The organism is Bradyrhizobium cenepequi (assembly GCF_020329485.1).
GTDB classification, from domain to species: Bacteria; Pseudomonadota; Alphaproteobacteria; order Rhizobiales; family Xanthobacteraceae; genus Bradyrhizobium; species Bradyrhizobium cenepequi.
In genome coordinates this window covers 1-19,328 of record NZ_JAGKJI010000056.1, presented here as the reverse complement: position 1 = coordinate 19,328, position 19,328 = coordinate 1, and the positions used below count along the sequence as shown (strand labels likewise).

Annotated in this window: 18 protein-coding genes, 1 pseudogene and 1 riboswitch; of the genes and pseudogenes, 16 read left to right on the top strand and 3 right to left on the bottom strand. The window is 63.5% G+C overall.

Translation table 11 applies throughout. From position 1 onward, the window contains the following. Nucleotides 1–55: 55 nt before the first annotated feature. The 7 genes from J6497_RS34585 to cobJ are packed head-to-tail and all read left to right on the top strand — an operon-like array spanning nucleotide 56 to nucleotide 7,959. Nucleotides 56–430 carry a DUF1636 family protein gene (locus J6497_RS34585; protein ID WP_225708690.1) on the top strand — a complete coding sequence of 125 codons (375 nt, stop codon included), beginning with the start codon at nucleotides 56–58 and terminating at the stop codon, nucleotides 428–430. Further along, complete coding sequence (gene cobW / locus J6497_RS34580) at nucleotides 427–1,458, top strand: cobalamin biosynthesis protein CobW (protein ID WP_225708689.1); 1,032 nt, start codon at nucleotides 427–429, stop codon at nucleotides 1,456–1,458. Before J6497_RS34585 ends, cobW begins: the two co-directional genes overlap by 4 nt. After that, on the top strand, nucleotides 1,458–4,706 hold the full coding sequence (gene cobN, locus J6497_RS34575; protein WP_225708688.1) for a cobaltochelatase subunit CobN: 3,249 nt from the start codon (nucleotides 1,458–1,460) through the stop codon (nucleotides 4,704–4,706). The genes cobW and cobN overlap by 1 nt, the downstream gene beginning before the upstream one ends. After that, nucleotides 4,703–5,881, top strand: a complete 1,179-nt coding sequence (cobG, locus tag J6497_RS34570; protein ID WP_225708687.1) for a precorrin-3B synthase — start codon at nucleotides 4,703–4,705, stop codon at nucleotides 5,879–5,881. Before cobN ends, cobG begins: the two co-directional genes overlap by 4 nt. Next, nucleotides 5,865–6,494: a precorrin-8X methylmutase gene (locus J6497_RS34565; protein ID WP_225708686.1), complete on the top strand. Its 630-nt coding sequence runs from the start codon at nucleotides 5,865–5,867 to the stop codon at nucleotides 6,492–6,494. Before cobG ends, J6497_RS34565 begins: the two co-directional genes overlap by 17 nt. 2 nt (nucleotides 6,495–6,496) lie before the next feature. Beyond that, on the top strand, nucleotides 6,497–7,228 hold the full coding sequence (locus J6497_RS34560; RefSeq protein ID WP_225708685.1) for a precorrin-2 C(20)-methyltransferase: 732 nt from the start codon (nucleotides 6,497–6,499) through the stop codon (nucleotides 7,226–7,228). Then, nucleotides 7,225–7,959, top strand: a complete 735-nt coding sequence (gene cobJ, locus J6497_RS34555) for a precorrin-3B C(17)-methyltransferase (RefSeq protein WP_225708684.1) — start codon at nucleotides 7,225–7,227, stop codon at nucleotides 7,957–7,959. The genes J6497_RS34560 and cobJ overlap by 4 nt, the downstream gene beginning before the upstream one ends. On the opposite strand, the gene J6497_RS34550 is transcribed toward cobJ, so the two are convergent. Next, complete coding sequence (locus J6497_RS34550; RefSeq protein ID WP_225708699.1) at nucleotides 7,935–8,684, bottom strand: cobalt-precorrin-6A reductase; 750 nt, start codon at nucleotides 8,682–8,684, stop codon at nucleotides 7,935–7,937. The genes cobJ and J6497_RS34550 overlap by 25 nt on opposite strands. Between J6497_RS34550 and cbiE the strand changes: the two genes are divergently transcribed. The 8 genes and pseudogenes from cbiE to J6497_RS34510 all read left to right on the top strand — a co-directional run. Next, nucleotides 8,683–9,864: a precorrin-6y C5,15-methyltransferase (decarboxylating) subunit CbiE gene (gene cbiE, locus J6497_RS34545; RefSeq protein WP_225708683.1), complete on the top strand. Its 1,182-nt coding sequence runs from the start codon at nucleotides 8,683–8,685 to the stop codon at nucleotides 9,862–9,864. The genes J6497_RS34550 and cbiE overlap by 2 nt on opposite strands. Next, complete coding sequence (locus J6497_RS34540) at nucleotides 9,861–10,229, top strand: cobalamin biosynthesis protein (protein ID WP_225708682.1); 369 nt, start codon at nucleotides 9,861–9,863, stop codon at nucleotides 10,227–10,229. The genes cbiE and J6497_RS34540 overlap by 4 nt, the downstream gene beginning before the upstream one ends. Then, nucleotides 10,226–11,008: a precorrin-4 C(11)-methyltransferase gene (cobM, locus tag J6497_RS34535; protein WP_225708681.1), complete on the top strand. Its 783-nt coding sequence runs from the start codon at nucleotides 10,226–10,228 to the stop codon at nucleotides 11,006–11,008. Before J6497_RS34540 ends, cobM begins: the two co-directional genes overlap by 4 nt. Next, nucleotides 11,008–12,321: a cobyrinic acid a,c-diamide synthase CobB gene (locus tag J6497_RS34530; RefSeq protein WP_225708680.1), complete on the top strand. Its 1,314-nt coding sequence runs from the start codon at nucleotides 11,008–11,010 to the stop codon at nucleotides 12,319–12,321. The genes cobM and J6497_RS34530 overlap by 1 nt, the downstream gene beginning before the upstream one ends. After that, a complete protein-coding gene (cobA, locus tag J6497_RS34525) occupies nucleotides 12,318–13,049 on the top strand; it encodes a uroporphyrinogen-III C-methyltransferase (RefSeq protein ID WP_225708679.1) in 732 nt (243 codons plus the stop codon). The genes J6497_RS34530 and cobA overlap by 4 nt, the downstream gene beginning before the upstream one ends. 48 nt (nucleotides 13,050–13,097) lie before the next feature. Further along, nucleotides 13,098–13,304: riboswitch (cobalamin riboswitch) on the top strand. Nucleotides 13,305–13,341: 37 nt separating this feature from the next. Continuing rightward, nucleotides 13,342–14,019: an energy-coupling factor ABC transporter permease gene (locus J6497_RS34520; protein ID WP_225708678.1), complete on the top strand. Its 678-nt coding sequence runs from the start codon at nucleotides 13,342–13,344 to the stop codon at nucleotides 14,017–14,019. A gap of 48 nt (nucleotides 14,020–14,067) precedes the next feature. Further along, nucleotides 14,068–14,817, top strand: coding sequence for a precorrin-6A synthase (deacetylating) (gene cobF / locus J6497_RS34515; RefSeq protein ID WP_225708677.1), 750 nt, complete (start codon nucleotides 14,068–14,070; stop codon nucleotides 14,815–14,817). Between the two features lie 56 nt (nucleotides 14,818–14,873). Then, a pseudogene (locus tag J6497_RS34510) lies at nucleotides 14,874–15,439 on the top strand (nicotinate-nucleotide--dimethylbenzimidazole phosphoribosyltransferase); the annotation flags it as partial. A gap of 209 nt (nucleotides 15,440–15,648) precedes the next feature. Here J6497_RS34510 and J6497_RS34505 read toward each other — a convergent pair. Both J6497_RS34505 and J6497_RS34500 read right to left on the bottom strand, forming a co-directional pair. Next, nucleotides 15,649–16,602 carry a methyltransferase domain-containing protein gene (locus J6497_RS34505; RefSeq protein ID WP_225708676.1) on the bottom strand — a complete coding sequence of 318 codons (954 nt, stop codon included), beginning with the start codon at nucleotides 16,600–16,602 and terminating at the stop codon, nucleotides 15,649–15,651. Between the two features lie 8 nt (nucleotides 16,603–16,610). Next, complete coding sequence (locus J6497_RS34500) at nucleotides 16,611–17,963, bottom strand: coproporphyrinogen-III oxidase family protein (protein WP_225708675.1); 1,353 nt, start codon at nucleotides 17,961–17,963, stop codon at nucleotides 16,611–16,613. Nucleotides 17,964–18,901: 938 nt separating this feature from the next. On the opposite strand from J6497_RS34500, the gene J6497_RS34490 reads away from it, so the two are divergent. Continuing rightward, on the top strand, nucleotides 18,902–19,328 hold a 427-nt coding region (locus J6497_RS34490; protein ID WP_225707876.1), incomplete at its 3' end, for a transposase.

Sequence of the window (19,328 nt, the reverse complement as noted above, 5' to 3'; positions counted from 1 at the left end):
GCTATGTCTACGGTTCGTGCGCCTCATCGCCTCCGCCAAAATGTCGAGGAGGGCGATGACCGTCACGCTTCACGTCTGCATCACCTGCCGTGCCGGCCAATCCCTAAGAGAAGGCGAGACCACGCCAGGCACGCGTCTGCACAGCGCCATCCTTCAGGCTGGCGTGCCGGAAGGCGTGAACGTCGTTCCGGTCGAGTGCCTGTCCGCCTGCGGCCAGGGCTGCTCGATTGCTCTCAGCGCGCCGGGACGCTGGTCCTACGTCTATGGACGCCTGTCCGATGCTAACGCGCCGGATGTTGTTGCCGGAGCTGCGGCCTATGCAGCGACGCCCGACGGCATCGTGCAGTGGCGCAGCCGGCCGGAGATTTTCCGCAAGCAATCGCTTGCCCGCATTCCAGCCATCGCCGTCCTGCCGGTGGCCGCAGAATGAACGCGCTCGCCAAGGTCCCGGTGACTGTCGTCACCGGCTTTCTCGGATCGGGCAAGACGACGCTGATCCGGCACCTGATCACGAACGCGAATGGCAAGAAGCTCGCGGTGCTCGTCAACGAGTTCGGCAGCGAAGGCGTGGACGGAGAGATCCTGAAATCCTGCGCGGATGCCAATTGTCCGGCGGAAAACATCGTCGAACTCGCCAATGGCTGTATTTGCTGCACGGTGGCCGACGATTTCATTCCCGCCATGGAGCAATTGCTGTCGCGCCGCGTGAAGCCTGACCATATCCTGATCGAGACATCGGGGCTGGCCTTGCCCAAACCGCTACTCAAGGCGTTCGACTGGCCGGAGATCCGTTCACGGATCACCGTCGATGGCGTGATCGCACTGGCCGACGCGGAGGCCGTGGCGGCCGGCCGCTTCGCGCCGGACCCCGCCGCGTTGGAAGCCCAGCGCGCCGATGAAAACGTCGATCACGAGACGCCGCTTTCGGAAGTGTTCGAGGATCAGATCGCTTGCGCGGATATCGTGCTGCTCACCAAGGCGGACCTTGCCGGCACGGAAGGGCTTGAAGCGGCCAAGGCGGTGATTGCCGCCGAGATGCAGCGTCGTGTCCCGATGCTGCCGGTCGTCGACGGCGCGGTCGATGCGCGTGTAATCCTTGGTCTCGAAGCGGCGGCAGAGGACGATCTCGCCGCGCGCCCCTCTCACCATGACGGCGAAGAGGAGCACGAGCACAACGACTTCGCCTCCGTTGTCGTCGAGCTTCCGGAGGTCGGGGATCTCGATGCGCTGGTCGCGTCGATCCAGGGGCTTGCGCGGGAACAGAACGTGCTGCGCGCCAAGGGCTACATCGCAGTCGCGGGCAAGCCGATGCGATTGCTGCTGCAATCGGTGGGCGAGCGGGTGCGACACCAGTTCGACATGCCCTGGGATGCGCGGCCAAGGCAGTCGAAGCTGCTCCTGATCGGTGAACACGACGATATCGATGAGGCCGCCATCAGGGCGGGACTTGGTGTCTGATGCACGTCGTCTTTCGCGAGAGCCGCGGTCTTGAGGAGACCGCGACGCCTAGAGATCTCGGTCAGGACCCGGCCGACCTTGTCGTGCTCTCGTTCTCGGACAGCGATCTCGCCGCCTTCGCCGCCGGCTGGCGGCGCGGCCGCGCCAGCCTGCCGTCGCTCCGGCTTGCGAACTTGGCGGAGCTGCGTCATCCCCTGTCGATCGACACCTATGTCGAGCGGACGCTGTCGCATGCGCGTGGCATTCTCGTGCGTCTGATCGGCGGTGAGTCCTACTGGTCGTACGGGCTGGCCGCCCTGCATCAATTGGCCAGGCAGCGCGGCATTGCCCTTGCTGTCCTTCCGGCTGATGGTCGCGCCGACCCGGGGCTTGATGCATTCTCCACGTTGCCGGCTTCGACACTCGGTCGTTTGAAAGCATTGTGCGATAAGGGCGGTGCGACGGCGGCGCAGGCCGCGATCGCGCAGCTCGCGCTGGCGTCGGGTCTTTATGCGGGGCCTGTCATCGGAGAGATGGATATCCCGGAGATCGGTCTCTACGATCCGGATTGCGGCGCAATCGCGGTGCTGCCAAATGCCGATTGGCGGCCGTGCGCGCTGGTCGCTTTCTATCGCTCCTATCTCACTTCAGCCGATACCGCGCCGGTCGACGCGCTGATCGCAGCGCTGCGGCAAAAGGGTCTTGATGCCTATGGCGTGTTCGTCACCTCGCTGAAGGCTGCTGGTGTGGCGGATTGGTTGAGAGCTCATTTCGAGCAACGTCCTCCGGTCGTCATCGTCAATGCGACCGCCTTTTCTGCGGTCGGCGACGACGGCACCACGCCGTTCGATGCCGCATCCTGCCCGGTATTCCAGGTCGCATTGTCGATGGCGCAGCGCGACGGTTGGGCGGAGTCGCTTCGCGGCCTCTCGCCGGGCGATCTGGCGATGCATGTGGCGTTGCCGGAGGTTGACGGCCGGCTCTTTGCCGGCGTGGTCAGCTTCAAGTCGCCGAGTGAGCGTGATCCCGATTTGCAATTCGCCCGTCTCGCGCGCAGGCCCGATGACGAACGCGTGTGCGCTGTCACCGACCGGGTGACGGCCTGGCACCGGCTTGCGAACAGGCCAGCAGGCGAGAAGCGGCTGGCGATCATACTCTCGAACTATCCCGGCCGTCCGCACCAGATCGCGCATGCGGTCGGGCTCGACACGCTCGCTTCGGTCGAAATGCTGCTATCCGATCTCGGCGCCGCCGGTTTCGATGTCGAAGCGGCAGAAACGCTCGGTGATGTTCTCTTGCGGGAGGAATTGACCTTTGGCGTTGCCCACTACCGCGCGGCTCTGGCAAAGCTTCCGCGCCCGTTGCAGGACGACCTTGCCGACGCCTGGGGTGCACCGGAGGACGATCCCCGCTGCCGCCGCGGCCAGTTTCATTTCGCCGCGATCCGGCGCGGCAAGATCATCATCGCGGTCCAGCCGGAACGCGGCGATGTTACCAATCGCGATGCCGACTATCACGATCTCGCGCGTCCGCCGCGCCACGCTTATGTCGCCTTCTACCTCTGGCTCAGGTACCAAGACATCGACGCCGTCGTCCACATGGGTGCGCATGGAACGCTGGAATGGCTGCCTGGCAAGTCCGTTGCGCTGTCATCCTGCTGCTGGCCGGAAGCTTTGGTCGGCAATCTGCCGGTGGTCTACCCCTTCATCGTCAACGATCCCGGCGAGGCGGCGCAGGCCAAGCGCCGGATCGGCGCCGTCGCGATCGGTCATCTGCCGCCGCCCCTGGCGAAGGCCGCCTTGCCGGAAGGCCTGCGCCGGCTCGAGCAGTTGCTCGATGAATATTCGACCGCCGAGGGTCTCGATCCGGCGCGGCGCCAGCGCCTGATTGCGGCAATCCGCGATGAAGCGCATGTCGCGGGGCTGGAGGACGATCTCGGCCTTGGCGCGTCGGCAGCGCCGGCCGAGGCGATTCCACGGATCGATCGTTTCGTCTGCGATCTCAAGGAAAGCCAGTTCGGCGACGGCTTTCATGTGTTCGGCCGCGGGGCATGTGGTGAGGCGGAGAAAAGCGCGCTGCTCGATGCGCTCTCCGGCAGGCGCGTTGCGCCGGGGCCGGCCGGCTCGCCATATCGCGGGCGCGGCGATGTGCTGCCGACCGGACGTAATCTGTTTGCTGTGGATCCTCGCGCCGTGCCGACGCCGTCGGCGCATGCGCAAGGGATCAAGCTCGCCGATGAATTGCTGCGCCGTCACCTGCAGGATCACGGCGACTGGCCCAAGGGCCTGGTGGTCGATCTCTGGGGATCGTCGACCATGCGCACCGCGGGCGAGGATTTTGCGATGGCCCTGCACCTTGCGGGCATCGCGCCGCGCTGGGATCACGCTTCGGGGCGGATGACGGGTTACGACATCATCGCGCCGGCGGTGCTTGGCCGGCCGCGCATTGACGTGACGATTCGCGTGTCAGGGCTGTTTCGCGACGTCTTTTCAGGCCTTGCGCAATTGTTCGAGGCGGCGACTGAAGCGCTTTCTGAGCGCGCCGGGGAGGGCGACGAAAATCCCTATCGTCATCGTGCGGCGCGCGTGTTCGGCCCGCAGCCCGGGCAGTATGGCGTCGGTATGGCATCGATGCCGGATGTCTTAACGCAAGAATCGCGCGAGGCAGCCGGTGAAGCCTGGCTTTCGGCTTCGTCCTGGGCGTTCGCGTCCGACGGCACGATGCGGCCTGACCGCGCAGGCATCGAGGCGAGGCTCGTCGCCGCCGATGCCTTCGTCCATGCACAGGACCTGCCGGAAACGGACCTGCTACTAGCCGCAGACTATGCCGTGCATGAGGCGGGCGTTGCGGCCGCGGCGGCGCGGCTGAGCGCGGTTGTCCCGTCGCTCTATCACCTCGACGCCACGCGTCCGGATCAGCCGCACGCACGCTCGTTGACCGAGGAAATATCCCGCGTTGTGCGTGCGCGCGCCGCCAATCCGAAATGGATCGCAGGCATGATGCGCCACGGCTTTCGAGGTGCGGCCGAAATCGCCGCCACGCTCGAACATATGGCCGCTTTCGCCCATCTCGCCGACGCCGTGCCTCCGCATCTTTTCGATCTCTATTACGACGCGACGCTTGGCAGCGACGACGTTCGCACTTTCATGGCGCGCGAAAATCCGGCTGCGCTCGCGGCGATCGAAACTTGCTTCATCCGTTTGCGTGAGGCTTCGCTCTGGAGGACGCGACGCAACTCGATTGCAGCCGCGCTACGGGAGGCTTCATGAGCGCCGTTGCGATCAAGGGCTGGTGCCCCGGCGCCTTGCGGCCGATGCGGTCGGGGGATGGGCTCGTTGTTCGCATCCGGCCACGTGACGGTAGGCTCGACGCGAAGCAGGCGGCCGGAATCGCGGCGCTGGCCGAGCGCTATGGTAACGGCCTCATCGATCTGACCAGCCGGGCCAACGTCCAGATCAGGGGTGTCAGCGATGAGGGCCATGGGCCCCTGATAGACGGGCTCGCGCGGCTGGAGTTGCTCGATCGTGATCCGGAGTCCGAGGCGCGGCGCAACATTCTGGTGACGCCGTTCTGGACCAGCGGCGATGACACCTTTTCGCTTGCCGGGGAGCTCGAACAGGCTCTTGCCGGGAGTCCTGTTGGACTTCCGACCAAATTCGGCTTCACCGTCGATTGCGGGATAGAGCGCGCGCTGGCCAGCGCCTCAGCCGATGTCCGCATCGAGCGCAGCCTCGCGGGTGAGTTCATTGTACGTGCCGATGGCGCGGAGCATGGTCGTCCCGTCGCGCGGAGCGAAGCCGTGCAGGTCGCGCTCGCGCTTGTTGAATGGTTCGTCAACTCGGGCGGAGCCAAGGGCGGGCGAGGGCGGATGGCGGCGCACATCGCGACTGGCGCCAAACTCCCCGACGCGCTTCGTGGCCACGCCGAGCCGGCCCGCGTAATCGCGGTCCCGCGTCCGGGACTTTATCCGCAAGGCGCGATAGTCGGCGCGGCTTTCGGGCAGCTGACACATGCCGCGCTAACCTACCTCGCCGGATGTGCGCAAGGGCTGCGAATGACGCCGTGGCGCATTATCCTCGCGGAGGGGTTGCGCCAAATGCCTTACTGCGAAGGCTTGGTCACGCAAGCCGACGATCCGATCCTGCGCGTCGTCGCCTGCAGTGGTGCGCCCGCGTGCCGTGAGGCACATGCCGATACGCGTGCACTTGCGGCGGCGCTTGCGCCGCATATTGCCGCGGACAGCAGGCTTCACGTCTCCGGCTGTGCCAAAGGCTGTGCCCATTCGGGGTCGATCGCGCTCACCCTTGTTGCGACAAGCGAGGGATTTGATCTCGTCCGCGGCGGCTCGACGCGGGATGCACCTGTTGCGCGCGGACTGACCGGTGCCGGCATCGTCGCGGATCCCTCTATGTTGGTGGGAGGGGCTGATGCCGCACATCTATGAGACCGATGGGGCGGCGATCTATCGGCAATCCTTTGCGACCATCCGGGCCGAGGCGGACCTTGAGCGCTTTTCAGCCGACGAGGAGCCAGTGGTCGTGCGCATGATCCATGCGGCGGGCATGGTGGGTCTCGAAGAGCATATCCACTTCACCCCCGGCATGGCGCGCATCGCGCGGGCCGCGCTGCAGAGTGGCGCACCTGTCCTCTGCGATGCGCGCATGGTGTCTGAGGGAATCACGCGCGCGCGTCTGCCGGCCGGCAACGCCATCATCTGCACGCTCGACGATCCCGCGGTGCCCTCGCTCGCGCAATCCATGCGCAATACCCGATCAGCCGCAGCATTGGAGCTGTGGCGACCGCATTTGGATGGTGCGATCGTCGCCATCGGCAATGCACCGACCGCGCTGTTTCACCTCCTCATCATGCTGGAGGATCGCAACTGTCCAAGGCCGGCGGCGATCATCGGTTGTCCGGTCGGCTTCGTCGGCGCGGCTGAAGCCAAGGCCGCGTTGCTGGCCGATCCGCCCTCGCCAGCGCTGACGGTCGAGGGACGCCTTGGCGGCTCCGCGATTACGGTCGCCGCCGTGAATGCGCTGGCAAGCCGGAGCGAATAGCCATGGGGCGTATCATCTGTTGCGGCCTCGGGCCAGGCAATCCGGACTTGATGAGCGTGCGCGCCGATCGCGAGGTCCGCGCAGCAAAGCATGTCGCCTATTTCCGGAAGAAGGGGCGGCTCGGCCAGGCGCGCCGCATTGTCGAGGGCATGCTGGCAAAGGACGTCCGAGAATATCCGATGGAATATCCGGTCACCACGGAGATTGCCTTCGACTGTCCGGAATATGTTCGCCTCCTTGCCGGCTTTTACGACGAATGGGCGGAGCGCCTTGCCCGGCTCGCGCGCGCAGTCGATATTGTCGTGCTCTGCGAGGGCGATCCCTACTTCTATGGTTCATTCATGCACCTGCACGCGCGTCTGCAGGGCCGAGTCGAGATCGAGGTGATCGCGGGCATTCCGGGAATGGCCGGCTGCTGGAATTCGGTCGGCATGCCGATCGCCCTCGGCGACGACGTGATGACGGTTCTGATGGGCACGCTGCCGAAGGACGAACTCGGACGCCGCGTGCGCAATTCGGATGCCCTCGTCATCATGAAGACCGGACGCAATCTGAAAAAGGTGCGCCGCGCGCTTCAAGCCGCCGGCCGCCTTGACGAGGCGTGGCTGATCGAACGCGGCACCATGCCGGGAGAGCGCGTCGCGCGCCTGAGGGATGCGGACGAGACCGAGTGTTCCTATTTCGCGATCGTGCTCGTGCATGGGCAGGGACGACAAATGGAGTCGGCAGAATGACCGGCACATTGACCATTGCGGGACTTGGACCGGGCGATCTGGCGCTGGTCACGCCGGAAGTGTCGGCCGCGCTCGCTGCGGCGACCGACATATTGGGCTATGCGCCCTATGTCGCGCGCGTTGCCCCCCGTGAGGGGCTTACGATGCATCCATCGGACAATCGCATGGAGTTGCAGCGCGCAGGCAATGCCTTGCGGCTGGCATCGGAAGGGCGCCATGTCGTCATGGTTTCCTCCGGCGATCCCGGCGTCTTTGCGATGGCTTCCGCGGTGTTCGAAGCGCTCGAAGCCTCGCCGCAATGGCAGGGGCTTGCAATCCGCGTTCTGCCCGGCGTGACCGCGATGCTGGCAGCGGCCGCGCGCGCTGGCGCGCCGCTCGGCCACGATTTTTGCGCGATCAATCTCTCCGACAATCTGAAGCCGTGGCCGACGATCGAGAACCGCCTGCGGCTTGCAGCCGAAGCCGACTTCGCGATCGCGATGTACAATCCGCGTTCGGCGAGCCGGCCGGAGGGCTTTGGACGCGCGCTCTCGGTTCTAAAGGAGGCAGGCTGCGGCGAACGCCTCGTGATCTTCGGGCATGCGGTCAGCACGCCTGAGGAGCGAACCGAAACCGTGATGCTGCGCGAGGCGCGGCCGGAGATGGCTGGCATGAGAACGCTTGTCATTGTCGGCAATTCGGCGACGCGCCGCGTTGGTCGCTGGGTCTATGCGCCGAGGCATGCCCGATGACCGAGCCATTGCATGACCTCGGCCACGCTTTCTGTGCGCGGCCTGTCGGGCAATTCGGGTCGCGCGAGCATGACAACGGGGAGGCCAAGCTCGCGAGCGGCGTCGATCTTGGCACGCGCGCCTGTTCCCCCGGAATTGCGGGCAACGATCCATCCGATGCCGCGCGAGCGCATCATCTTCAACTCGCCGGCAAGTGTGAATGGTCCCCGCGACACGATGACGTCGACGTCCGGAAAGAGCAGCGGTCCATCGGGAGGATCGACAAATCTCAATGTGTAGGCGTGCTGCGGCTTGGTGCTGAAGGCTGCGATGTGCTGCCGGCCGATCGCAAGGAACACGCGCGCGCGATCGTCCGGCAACGCCGCGACCGCGGAGGTGATATCCGCGACCTCGATCCAGGTGTCGGCGGCTGCTTTTGCCCAGGGCGCTCGCTCGAGCGCGATCAGCGGCGTTCGGGTTGCTGCACACGCCGCTACCGCGTTGCGGCTCATCTCGGCCGCGAAGGGATGGGTCGCGTCGACGACGTGCGTGATTCCTTCCCGACGAATGTAGTCGGCAAGGCCGCTCGCGCCGCCGAAGCCGCCGGTGCGGGTCGGCAGCGGCTGGTTCGCAGGGGCGCGGGTGCGGCCCCCGTAGGAATAGACCGCGTCAAACTCCGCTCGCGCCGCGGCGTCCGCGAGCATATTGGCATCGCTCGTTCCGCCCAGAATGAGGGCGCGCATTATGGATAATCCCTGGCTGACCATTATCGGCATTGGCGAAGATGGCCTTGCCGGCCTCTCGGAAGCAAGCCGAAAGGCGCTTGCGGAAGCCGAGACGGTCTTTGGCGGCGAACGGCATCTGACGCTCGCCGGCATTGGCAAGCGCGGCCGTCCTTGGCCGATACCCTTCGACACGGACGGCGTGCTGGCCTGTCGCGGCCGCCCGACCGCGGTGCTCGCCTCGGGCGATCCCTTCTGGTACGGCGTCGGAACCAGTCTCGCGGAGCGGCTGAACAAGAGCGAATGGATCGCGCATCCCGCGCCTTCGACATTCTCGCTTGCCGCTGCCCGGCTGGGATGGCGGCTCGAATCCATCATCTGTCTCGGGCTTCACGGCGCGCCGTTCGAACGCCTGGTGCCGCATCTGGCACGCGAAGCGCGCATCATTTGTCTCGTGCGCGACGGCAAGGCGGCCGGCGATCTGGCCGAATGGCTCACGGCACGCGGCTGGGGCGAGTCACGGCTGTGGGCTCTCGCCGCGCTTGGCGGCCCGCGCGAATCCGTGACGCAACATCGTGCCGACAGCAACGCGGCCGATCCGGGCGCAGGTCCGGTCGCAGTTGCGCTCGAAACCAATGGAAGGGGCGGAGTTCCGCGCAGCTCCGGCCTTCCGGACGCGCTCTTCGTGCATGACGGCCAGATCACCAAGCGGCCGATGCGCGCGCTCGCGCTCTCCGCGCTCGCGCCGAAACCGGGCGAGAGGCTATGGGACATTGGTGCGGGCTCAGGCTCGGTCTCAGTGGAATGGGCCTTGTGTGGGGGGACGGCGATCTCAATCGAAGCGCGAGAGAATCGCGCTGCGAATATCCGGACCAACGCCGCGGCTTTCGGCCTCACGCATCGGATCAGGGTCGTAGAGGGGACGGCGCCTGATACCATTTCAGGCCTCGAGACGCCGCAAGCCGTCTTCGTGGGTGGAGGGCTCAACGCCGCGATGTTCGATGCGGTCTGGTCGCGCATTGACCCGGGAACTCGGATGGTAGCCCATGCCGTTACGCTGGAGACTGAGGCGTTGCTCTTGGACCTGCACCAACATCACGGCGGCCAATTGATGCGGATCGAGATCGCGCATGCGGGCGCGCTCGACCGCTACCGGTCCTGGGAAGCGGCGAGGCCGGTGGTGCAATGGAGTACGGTTAGGTGAAGGTTGCGGGTTTGGGATTCAAGCGTGACGTCACACTCGCTTCGCTGCGCGAAGCCCTCGTCGCTGCGGGCGGTCCTGACGGTCTAGCGGCAGTCGCGACCATCAGCGACAAGGCCGAAACGGCTGCGTTCAAATTGCTGGCGCGTGAACTCAACGTGCCGATCAGGCCCGTTCCCGTCAATGTCCTGGCGGGCATTGCCACGTCCACACAGTCCGAATTCATCAGGGCGAAGTTCGGCACAGGTTCCGTCGCTGAAGCCGCGGCGCTTGCGGCAGCCGGCCGCTGCGCGCGCCTGATTGTGACGCGGACGGTTTCGCAGGACCGGACGGCCACGGTAGCGATCGCGGAAGGAGACGGCGAATGACGGTGCATTTCATTGGCGCAGGACCAGGCGCCGCCGATCTGCTCACCTTGCGCGGGCGCGATCTCATCGCCGCCTGTCCGGTCTGCCTCTATGCCGGTTCGCTTGTGCCGGAGGGTGTTCTTGCGCATTGCCCAAACCGCGCGCGGATCATCAACACTGCGCTGCTGTCGCTCGACGACATTATGACGGAGATCGTGGCCGCGCATCGTGAGGGCAAGGACATTGCAAGGCTGCATTCCGGAGATCTCTCGATCTGGTCTGCGATGGGCGAGCAATTGCGCCGCCTGCGCGCGCTCCAAATTCCCTATTCGATCACGCCAGGCGTACCGGCTTTTTCCGCTGCTGCGGCGGCGCTCGAGGCTGAGCTGACGCTGCCGGGTGTTGCGCAATCCGTCGTCTTGACGCGAACGCCGGGCAGAGCGAGCGCGATGCCCGAAGGCGAAAAACTCGCGAGCTTCGCGGCCACCGGCGCGGTGCTCGCCATCCATCTTTCGATCCATCAACTTCCCAGGGTAATTGATGAGCTCGCTCCGCACTACGGAGCAGACTGCCCGGTAGCAATCGTCTGGCGCGCAAGCTGGCTGGACCAGCGCATCATTCGCGCCACGCTGGGTACGCTCGATGCCGCTATCGGCACCGAGCTCGAGCGCACGGCGCTCATTCTGGTTGGCAAGACGCTGGGCTCGGAGCAGTTCGCCGAGAGTCGGCTCTATGCGGCCGACTATGATCGCCGCTATCGGCCGCTCGGCCTAACGCCGGGCTTTCCGGAGGTCTCCTGATGACGCGGAGCCTCGTTATCTCCGCACCGGCATCCGGTGTCGGCAAGACGACAGTGACGCTGGCGTTGGCGCGGGCCTATCGCGATCGTGGGTTGAAGGTCCAGTGCTTCAAGAGCGGTCCCGATTACATCGATCCCGCGTTTCATACGGCGGCCACGGGGCGCGCCTCTGTCAATATAGATGGCTGGGCCATGCATCGTGAGGCGATCGAAGCGCTCGCCTCACGCGGTGCGGATGCGGACCTCATTCTGGCCGAAGGCTCGATGGGCCTGTTCGACGGCGTTGCTGCACCGGGCGTTTCGAGCACTGGCTCCACCTCCGATATTGCCGAGATGATGGGCTGGCCGGTCCTGCTCGTGATCGATCCCTCCGGCCAGGCGCAAACGGCCGCGGCGGTCGCTGCGGGACTGCGCGACTTCCGTGCGGGCTTGCGTCTTGCGGGCGTCGTTCTCAACCGCGTTGCAAGCGCGCGACACGAAGACCTCGTGCGCCGCGCCATGGCGCGTGTCGGCATTGCCGTGTTCGGTGCGTTGCCCCGCTACGCCGCGATCACATTGCCGAAGCGGCACCTGGGTTTGGTGCAGGCTGAGGAGCAGGCAGAACTCATCGACCTGATCGCCGAAGCAGCGCGCTTCGTCACCGGCCATGTCGATCTGGATGCGCTGTTGCAATCGGCGGCATGTGCCTGGGCGGCGCCACGCGCGGTGCGCCGCCTCAACATCACGCCGCCCGGCCAGCACATCGCACTGGCGCGCGACGCCGCATTCTCGTTCGTCTATCCGCACTTGCTCGAGGCCTGGCGTGCCGCCGGTGCCGAGATCTCAACCTTCTCGCCGCTCGCCGACGAAGGTCCCGACGCCAGCGCCGACGTCTGCTGGCTGCCAGGCGGTTATCCGGAATTGCATGCCGACCGGCTGGCGGCCAACACGCGATTTCGCGGCGCGCTACGATCCTTTGCCGAGACACGGCCGGTGCATGGTGAATGCGGCGGCTATATGGTGCTGGGCACCGCCTTGACCGACGCCGACGGCGTACGCCACGAGATGGCGGGATTGCTCGGCCTGGAGACCAGCTTTGCCCAACGCCGCATGCATCTGGGCTACCGGCTTGCGGAGCTTGCTATGCCGATGCCCGGATATCAGACCGGCGCACGTCTGCGGGGCCACGAATTTCACTATTCCGCGATTGTCTCGCAGCCGGATACGCCCCTGGCGGTCGTGCGCGATGCGACCGGTGCGGTCGTTGCGGAGACGGGCTCGCGGCGCGGTCACGCAACCGGTACGTTCTTCCACCTCATTGCGGAGGACAGGTGAGCGGCTCTGTTTCCTTTGTCTCGGCCGGTCCAGGCGATCCCGAGCTCCTGACGCTCAAGGCAGCATCGCGTCTGCGCGCCGCCGATGTCGTGCTGTATGACGACCTTGCCTCGGGCGCAATCCTCGATCATGCCCGCCCAGGGGCCAATTTGGTGGCGGTCGGCAAGCGTGTGGGACGGCCCTCGGCCAAACAAGAGCACGTCAATCGGCTGCTCATCGACTACGCCGCCGCAGGTGCCCGCGTGGTCCGGTTGAAATCGGGAGATGCAGGAATCTTTGGCCGGCTCGAAGAGGAGATCGAGTCGCTGCGCACGGCGGGCATCCGCTACGAGATCGTTCCCGGCGTTACCTCGGCCTGCGCTGCGGCAGCGCACGCCGGCATGCCGCTTACCCGACGGCACACCTCGCGCCGCGTCCAGTTCGTGACCGGTGCAGATGTCACTGGCCAGTTGCCGCCGAATCTCAATTGGGCGGCGCTGGCCGATCCGGAATCGACGACGGTGATCTATATGGGCAAGCGCACGTTCCCGGTCCTTGCGGCAAAGCTGATCGAGCACGGCACGGCCCCCGATACACCGGCGCTGTTTGCCGAATCGCTCGGCCGTGCCGAAGAGCGGCTTGTCCGCACTACGATCGCGAAGCTCGCTGAGCAGCTCGCGCAAAGTGGCGCCGCAACGACAGCGGCCGTCATCCTGTTCGGCGCGTTGGTCGGAGAGTATCCGCGATGATGCCGTCACCCGCCCGCGCGTGCCACTTGACGCCTCCTCGTCGAAACAGGCACAGAGAACGGGCATGGTGCTCGAAGCGGCGCAAGGCGCCGGAGCATAATCGGGAATGGGGTAGGGCGGACCCAATTGCGGCGCTCGCCCCGCGACTGTAAGCGGTAAGGGCCTCCGATCCGCCACTGGGCCGTCAGGCCTGGGAAGGCCAGGGACCCGTTCCGAACCGCGAGCCAGGAGACCGGCCCTGCAGTTTTTGACGCTAACGCCGTCGGGTGTGACGGCAGAAGGGACGTAGATCATGCATATCGAACCAGGAATCGTTACGGGTGCCAAGCTCGTGCTGAGCTACGCGACAGGTGCAGTCGCCGGCGGATGCGCGCTGAAGCTTGCGGCAGACACCGTGCGCGAGCAGGGGATCGTTTCATTCGCGGTGCGCACGGTCGCAGCAACGGTCCTGGTCTTCTCGTTCTTCGAACTCCTGCCGCATTTCCGGGTCGGCGTCTCGGAGGTGCATTTCATTCTCGGTTCGACGCTGTTCCTCGTATTCGGCGCAACGCCGGCCGCGTTCGGGCTGGCGCTTGGTCTTCTGCTGCAGGGGCTGTTCTTCGTGCCGACAGACTTGCCGCAATATGGCATGAACGTGACCACGCTGCTGGTGCCCTTGTTTGCGATCCAGGCGCTGGCCGGGCGCATCATTCCCCGCCACACCGCCTATGTTGATCTGCAGTATCGGCAGGCCCTGGCGCTTTCGACCGCCTATCAATCCGGCATTGTGGCATGGGTCGCGTTCTGGGCGCTGTATGGCGCGGGCTTTGCGGCCGAGAACCTCACCGCCATCGCATCTTTCGCCGCTTCCTACGCTCTCGTCGTGGTTATCGAACCGCTGGCCGATCTGGCCGTACTGGCATTGGCGAAATCGCTGCGAAGTGTGACGGCAGACGGCCTCGTCACCTACCGCCTGCACAACGCCGCATAACAAGACGTGAAGGGCGGTCGCAGGCTGCGGACGCCCTTCGCATAAGCTATGCTGACGCTCTCCCTGATAGGCATTGGCTGCGGCGATCCCGAGCAGCTTACGCTTGCTGCGATCCGCGCGATCAATGCTGCCGACCTTGTGCTGATTCCGCGCAAGGGCACGGTGAAGTCCGACCTCGCCGACCTGCGCCGGCTCATTTGCGCGCAAGCCCTGACGAACAGCCGCACGCGCATCGCCGAGTTCGATCTGCCCGTGCGTGATGCGGGGCAGGAGGACTACCGCAAGGGAGTGGACGAATGGCACGATGCCGTCGCCGCAACCTGGTCGCGGGCAATTGCGGACCATCTCGGTAGGGGCGGGCGCGTTGCCCTGCTGATCTGGGGCGATCCTTCGCTGTACGATTCAAGCCTGCGGATCGCACGAAGGCTCGATCCGCTGCCGACCATCCAGGTGGTGCCGGGCATCACGTCAATCCAGGCGCTTTGCGCCGCGCATTCGTTGCCGCTGAACGACATCGGCGAACCCTTCCTGGTGACAACAGGGCGGCGGCTGCGCGAAGGCAGCTGGCCGCCCGGCACGGACACCGTTGTGGTGATGCTCGATGGCGGCGCAGCGTTTCAGTCGCTCGACCCGAAAGACTTGCACATCTGGTGGGGCGCTTATCTTGGCATGCCTGCGCAGATCATCATGTCAGGTGCGCTCGCCGAGATCGGGCCACGCATCGTCGCCGCGCGACAAGCAGCGCGCGCAAAGCACGGCTGGATCATGGACAGCTACATTCTCAAGCGCTGCTCGTAGCGCTCCTGGGCGTGAGCTCGCTCGTCGCCGACGACAACGTCCAACAGCAGGACAACATGCTACCCGAGTGGGTTTATCAAGAGTGCCCCGGCGTTTCGGCCATCCATCGCGATGCAGCCTTGGCCCGGCAGACCGAACTTACCAAGCCGACCGGCGCGCTATCTAGGCCGCCTCGAACACCTCGCGATTGAGCTGGCCGGTCTGCAACAAACCGACCGGCCTCGCGCTGAGCGCGTGCCGATCATCGTCTTTGCCGGCGATCACGGCATCGTCGCCCAGGGCGTATCGGCCTATCCCCAGGAGGTCACGATCGCCATGATGTCCAACTTCGCGTCCGGCGGCGCCGCGATTGCGGTTCTTGCGCGCGAATTGGGTGCAAGTTTGGAGGTGGTTGACGCGGGCACCCTTGCGGAACAGCCCCAGCCGCGCACCGTGACCGATAAGCCGCGACGGGGAAGCCGCGACTTCAGCTTGCAAGCGGCACTTGAGCCTGCAGAGCCGGCGTTTGCCTTCGACTGCGGCAAGCCCGCGGTCGCGCGCGCCGCAACAACGGAGCCCGATCCTTGGCGAGATGGGCATCGGCAATACCACGACATCGGCGGCGATCGCCGCGGCCCTGCTTAGAAGGGGCGTGAGAATATCTTCTGTCGGGCCCGGATGGTCTTGCGCGTGTGTGCGACGGGGCACCATGGCGGCACGTTGTAAACTCTCCGCCAGGAGACATTCCAAGATCAGCAAGCCCGGCGCGCTATGCCGGGCGCGCTTGGTCTAGATGAGGGCAAAGCGAACCCTCGGCGGCCAAGGCGGCTAATGAGAACTTCCGTTCGAGGATCACGCATCTCGAATGCTCAAGCGCTTCGGGGGCGTGAAGTATCGATATTTGCCGGCGAGCGTGCCGTTAACGAACTGAAGGCCGTGATCGCCATAAATCATATCCTCACGCACGTAGCCGTCGGCTATGGCTTCTTGATTGTTGCCTCCGACTGTCTTCTGAGCGATTGTCATCACATGCCTCCCTGACGGCGGGCCGAGCATTTCAATTGCGGCATCGCGTAGTGTGCCAAGTTTCAAGGTATCAAACTGTTTGGCCTGAATCATTCCGGCTGCCTTGATGGGCTCAGCTCTCATTCGCGAGAGATTTTCAGATCCAATTGGCTTACGCGCCACAACTTTCTCGATGCAGTGAGAATGAATTGGAATGCCGGGGTGCGAGTCCCATTTAATGTAATGATCGGACCGTAAGATCTCCCAGCCGGCTTTCGTATAGATAGCCTCAAGCTCTCCACGCGAGAACGACTTCTTGTGACCACATGCCAAACTCTCCTTGGGAATAGGATGGTCTGCTTGATCGAGAGTGTTTGTGAAGCAGTGGAAGCCTCCAGGCCGCGTCCGATCCATTAAGACCGTCACGAGCGGTTTCCAGACGGCCCGTTCCGTGAAATGCAACACGGATTGCGCTATAAAGACGTCGAGGTAAGCAGGCGACTGGAACTCTTCAACAGGAGCGACACCGCTCGTTATATTCACGCCAAGAGCGCCTGCGAGCCGGTTCAGTTTGGAGATGGCGGCTTCAGATATATCGCTTGCGATTACCTGATGACCAAACTGGGCCAAATAGAGGGCGTTGCGCCCCTCGCCGCAACCCAGCTCGACAATCATACTCTTCGCGCGCAGAGCTGGGGTTATCTCGAAGATTTCGGGACTCGGACCACCCATACACGACACGTCGTGGTCGGCGTAGCCCAAATCCCACCAAAAGGGTGAATGCTTCGCCAGTTTTTGCATGCCGCACCTCACGTTGCCTGATATTGTTCCTCAAGGGCCACCATCCTGCCGGAGTAAAACATCCGAGCCACAATGCTGGAATACTTAAACCCCGTTCGAGTCAATTGATAAGCATCACCATCTGCCAAATCGACGAGTTGCAAAGATTCGAGCGCTTTGAGTTCTTCGCCAAAATCGGCCGCCAGCGCTCGTCCGAATACTGCAGCGTAATTCTTTCTGCTCAAAGCTGACAACGTGAGGCCAAGCAGGACGTAACGATGCCCAAGATCTTCCTGCGTCAGCCTGATTCCGTGCGACGCTATCGCGTCGGGATCGAAGGGGCGAGCGGAGAAGGCGTTGATGATGGGCGAAGCCGCACTCCAGTCTACGGCATAGTCCGTGCTACAGTGATATTGCCCAAAATAGCTTCTGGCGCCAGCCCCCAATCCTAGCAGGGGCGTTCCCTTGAAGTCCGACACCTCCTGCCGGTAGGCATGATCGCCAGCGATCTTGGTGAAGCGTGTGAAGGATTCCTGACGGTAACCTTTGGACGCCATCAGAGCAACGTTCTGATCGTAGACCTCATACTTTTCCGCCTCAGAGAAGAATAATTCAGGATTGTGCGCCTTCGAGGTAGTGATGCTCGTCATCGGACGAACAACAACGGGATACAGAGAGAGTGTCTGCGGCTCATAATCGAGCACCCGGCCAAGCGAAAAGATCCAAGAGTCACGGGTTTGACCACGCAAGCCGTAGATCAGATCAAGATTGACGTGAGAAAAACGCTCGATGAGGGCTTTGATTGCCGCTTTTGCAGTCTCGACCGAATAAGGCCTGCCAGAGTGCGCAAGCTCGCCGGGTTCCATGCTTTGGATGCCCATGCTCATTCTGTTGACGCCAAGTGCCTTCAAGCAATCCAGAAGGTTGTTGTCGAAAGAGTCTGGCGTGCTCTCGACCGTAGTCTCACATCGCGGGCTTCGTTTTGGAAAGGCTGCATCAAGGGCGGCGAAAAGCTTACCGAATTGATGCTGCGTCAGCAGGGTTGGAGTTCCGCCGCCGAAATAGATACTTACAACCTCTCGATCTCCGAAGTATTCTCCATATCGCGCGATGTGCTCCACCAGTCGACCAACGTAAGACTCCCGGGTCTGCCGTCTGTGGCGCGTTGTAAGAAAGAGCGTGCAGTAGGTGCAGCGATAGCGACAGAACGGAATATGGATATAGATGTTGATTTGCTTTGAGCGATTAGCCTGCTCAACGACATCAGTTATGCGAAGTGGTTGGGAAAAAGCCCGATATGCTCGCTTCGAAGGATAGCCATAGACATAGGTTGGCAGCTCCTTCTTCGCTATGTTTGTCCGAAGAAATTCCAGACAATCCATGACTTAACCCGTTGATTGCCAAAGCCGATGAATGCCTGAACGCCGTCTTCTCGAACGCCACAAGTTCATTCGTTATGACAATTAGCAGTTTCCATGGAAGCTGCTAATCCGCATTCAGTATGGCGCTTGCGCCACTTATGTTCTTCAGATCCAACCGTGCGGCTTATGTGAAGAAACCAAACGCCCGCATATATGGCTACAGCGGCTGCGACGCCCACCATTCCGCCAACTGCTCCCACAAACAGCCAAGACCACCCCTCCCGAAGTTGCGGACGCTTTCTTCAGGAGTTTTTCGGTTACACCATACGCCTGACATATCGGTCTTCATTGTTGGCCTCCTTCTCAAATGCGAAGATCAGTCAGTGATGCCGGTTGGCAGCTTCTGCCGCCGCGCAAGAGAGAAACTCAAGAGTCGTGCCAACTGCGCAGGAGGGCCCCAGAAAAGTCGTTCTGCATTTTGTTCAACAGCTTAACTGCGAGCGCGGCGACACGTGGGCCGAACATCACGTGTCGCGGACGCGACAAACCCGACAATAGAGGGCAACGCAAGTCACGTCGGGAGAGCGGCCACGAGTAGATCGTGCAAGAAGCAGGGGGCCGGTGTTCACCTGGCGTCGGCAAGCGCGCCAAGGCCGCCTGGGCGGTGACGCCGTGCCGGCTCTTGTCGCTCAGCACACGACGGACCAGCGCCCGAATCCGCCTCAGCGGATGGTTCGTCGGCACCCGTGCTTCGGGCGAGATGTACGAAACAGTCGGCCCTGATCTACAAATGCACCGCGCATGCCAGTGCCCCCTGATTCGTGATAAAAAATTGAATCAGCAAATCCTCGCTAGCGCGAGGGGTTTTTCAGCAGACTGCTAGTCTTACTGAGTCAGAAAGTCGCGGGCCTATTTGAAGGTGAATCAGCTACCCGGAGGGACTCAGGGAGGAATTTTAAATGGGTAGCCGAAGCAAGGATGGAAGTGAAGCGCGATTTGCGGCTTATGTCGACGGGTTGGTGAGCGTCATCGGGCATGCGGATCGGGCGAAGCCGCTACGCGATTACTGTGTTGGCCTGATGCTGCCCGGTGAGCGCAAGAGCGTAGAGCCGATGGCGGCGATCACGTCGCCGGAGCGCACAGCAGCCCAGCATCAATCGCTGCTTCATTTTGTGGGCAGGGGCGGATGGTCGGACGAGAAGGTCATGGCCAAGGTTCGGGAGATGGTGCAGCCGAAGATTGAGCGGCACGGCGCGATTGAAGCTTGGATCATCGATGACACTGGCTTTCCCAAAAAAGGCCGGCATTCGGTCGGCGTGGCGCGTCAATATTGCGGTCAACTTGGCAAGCAAGACAATTGCCAGGTGGCAGTTTCGCTGTCGATTG

Excerpts from the sequence above, each read along its gene's own strand:
- J6497_RS34585 (WP_225708690.1), top strand. The coding sequence starts at position 56 with ATGACCGTCACGCTTCACGTCTGCATCACCTGCCGTGCCGGCCAATCC.
- cobW (WP_225708689.1), top strand. The coding sequence starts at position 427 with ATGAACGCGCTCGCCAAGGTCCCGGTGACTGTCGTCACCGGCTTTCTC.
- cobN (WP_225708688.1), top strand. The coding sequence starts at position 1,458 with ATGCACGTCGTCTTTCGCGAGAGCCGCGGTCTTGAGGAGACCGCGACG.
- cobG (WP_225708687.1), top strand. The coding sequence starts at position 4,703 with ATGAGCGCCGTTGCGATCAAGGGCTGGTGCCCCGGCGCCTTGCGGCCG.
- J6497_RS34565 (WP_225708686.1), top strand. The coding sequence starts at position 5,865 with ATGCCGCACATCTATGAGACCGATGGGGCGGCGATCTATCGGCAATCC.
- J6497_RS34560 (WP_225708685.1), top strand. The coding sequence starts at position 6,497 with ATGGGGCGTATCATCTGTTGCGGCCTCGGGCCAGGCAATCCGGACTTG.
- cobJ (WP_225708684.1), top strand. The coding sequence starts at position 7,225 with ATGACCGGCACATTGACCATTGCGGGACTTGGACCGGGCGATCTGGCG.
- cbiE (WP_225708683.1), top strand. The coding sequence starts at position 8,683 with ATGGATAATCCCTGGCTGACCATTATCGGCATTGGCGAAGATGGCCTT.
- cobM (WP_225708681.1), top strand. The coding sequence starts at position 10,226 with ATGACGGTGCATTTCATTGGCGCAGGACCAGGCGCCGCCGATCTGCTC.
- J6497_RS34530 (WP_225708680.1), top strand. The coding sequence starts at position 11,008 with ATGACGCGGAGCCTCGTTATCTCCGCACCGGCATCCGGTGTCGGCAAG.
- J6497_RS34520 (WP_225708678.1), top strand. The coding sequence starts at position 13,342 with ATGCATATCGAACCAGGAATCGTTACGGGTGCCAAGCTCGTGCTGAGC.
- cobF (WP_225708677.1), top strand. The coding sequence starts at position 14,068 with ATGCTGACGCTCTCCCTGATAGGCATTGGCTGCGGCGATCCCGAGCAG.
- J6497_RS34505 (WP_225708676.1), bottom strand. The coding sequence starts at position 16,602 with ATGCAAAAACTGGCGAAGCATTCACCCTTTTGGTGGGATTTGGGCTAC.
- J6497_RS34500 (WP_225708675.1), bottom strand. The coding sequence starts at position 17,963 with ATGGATTGTCTGGAATTTCTTCGGACAAACATAGCGAAGAAGGAGCTG.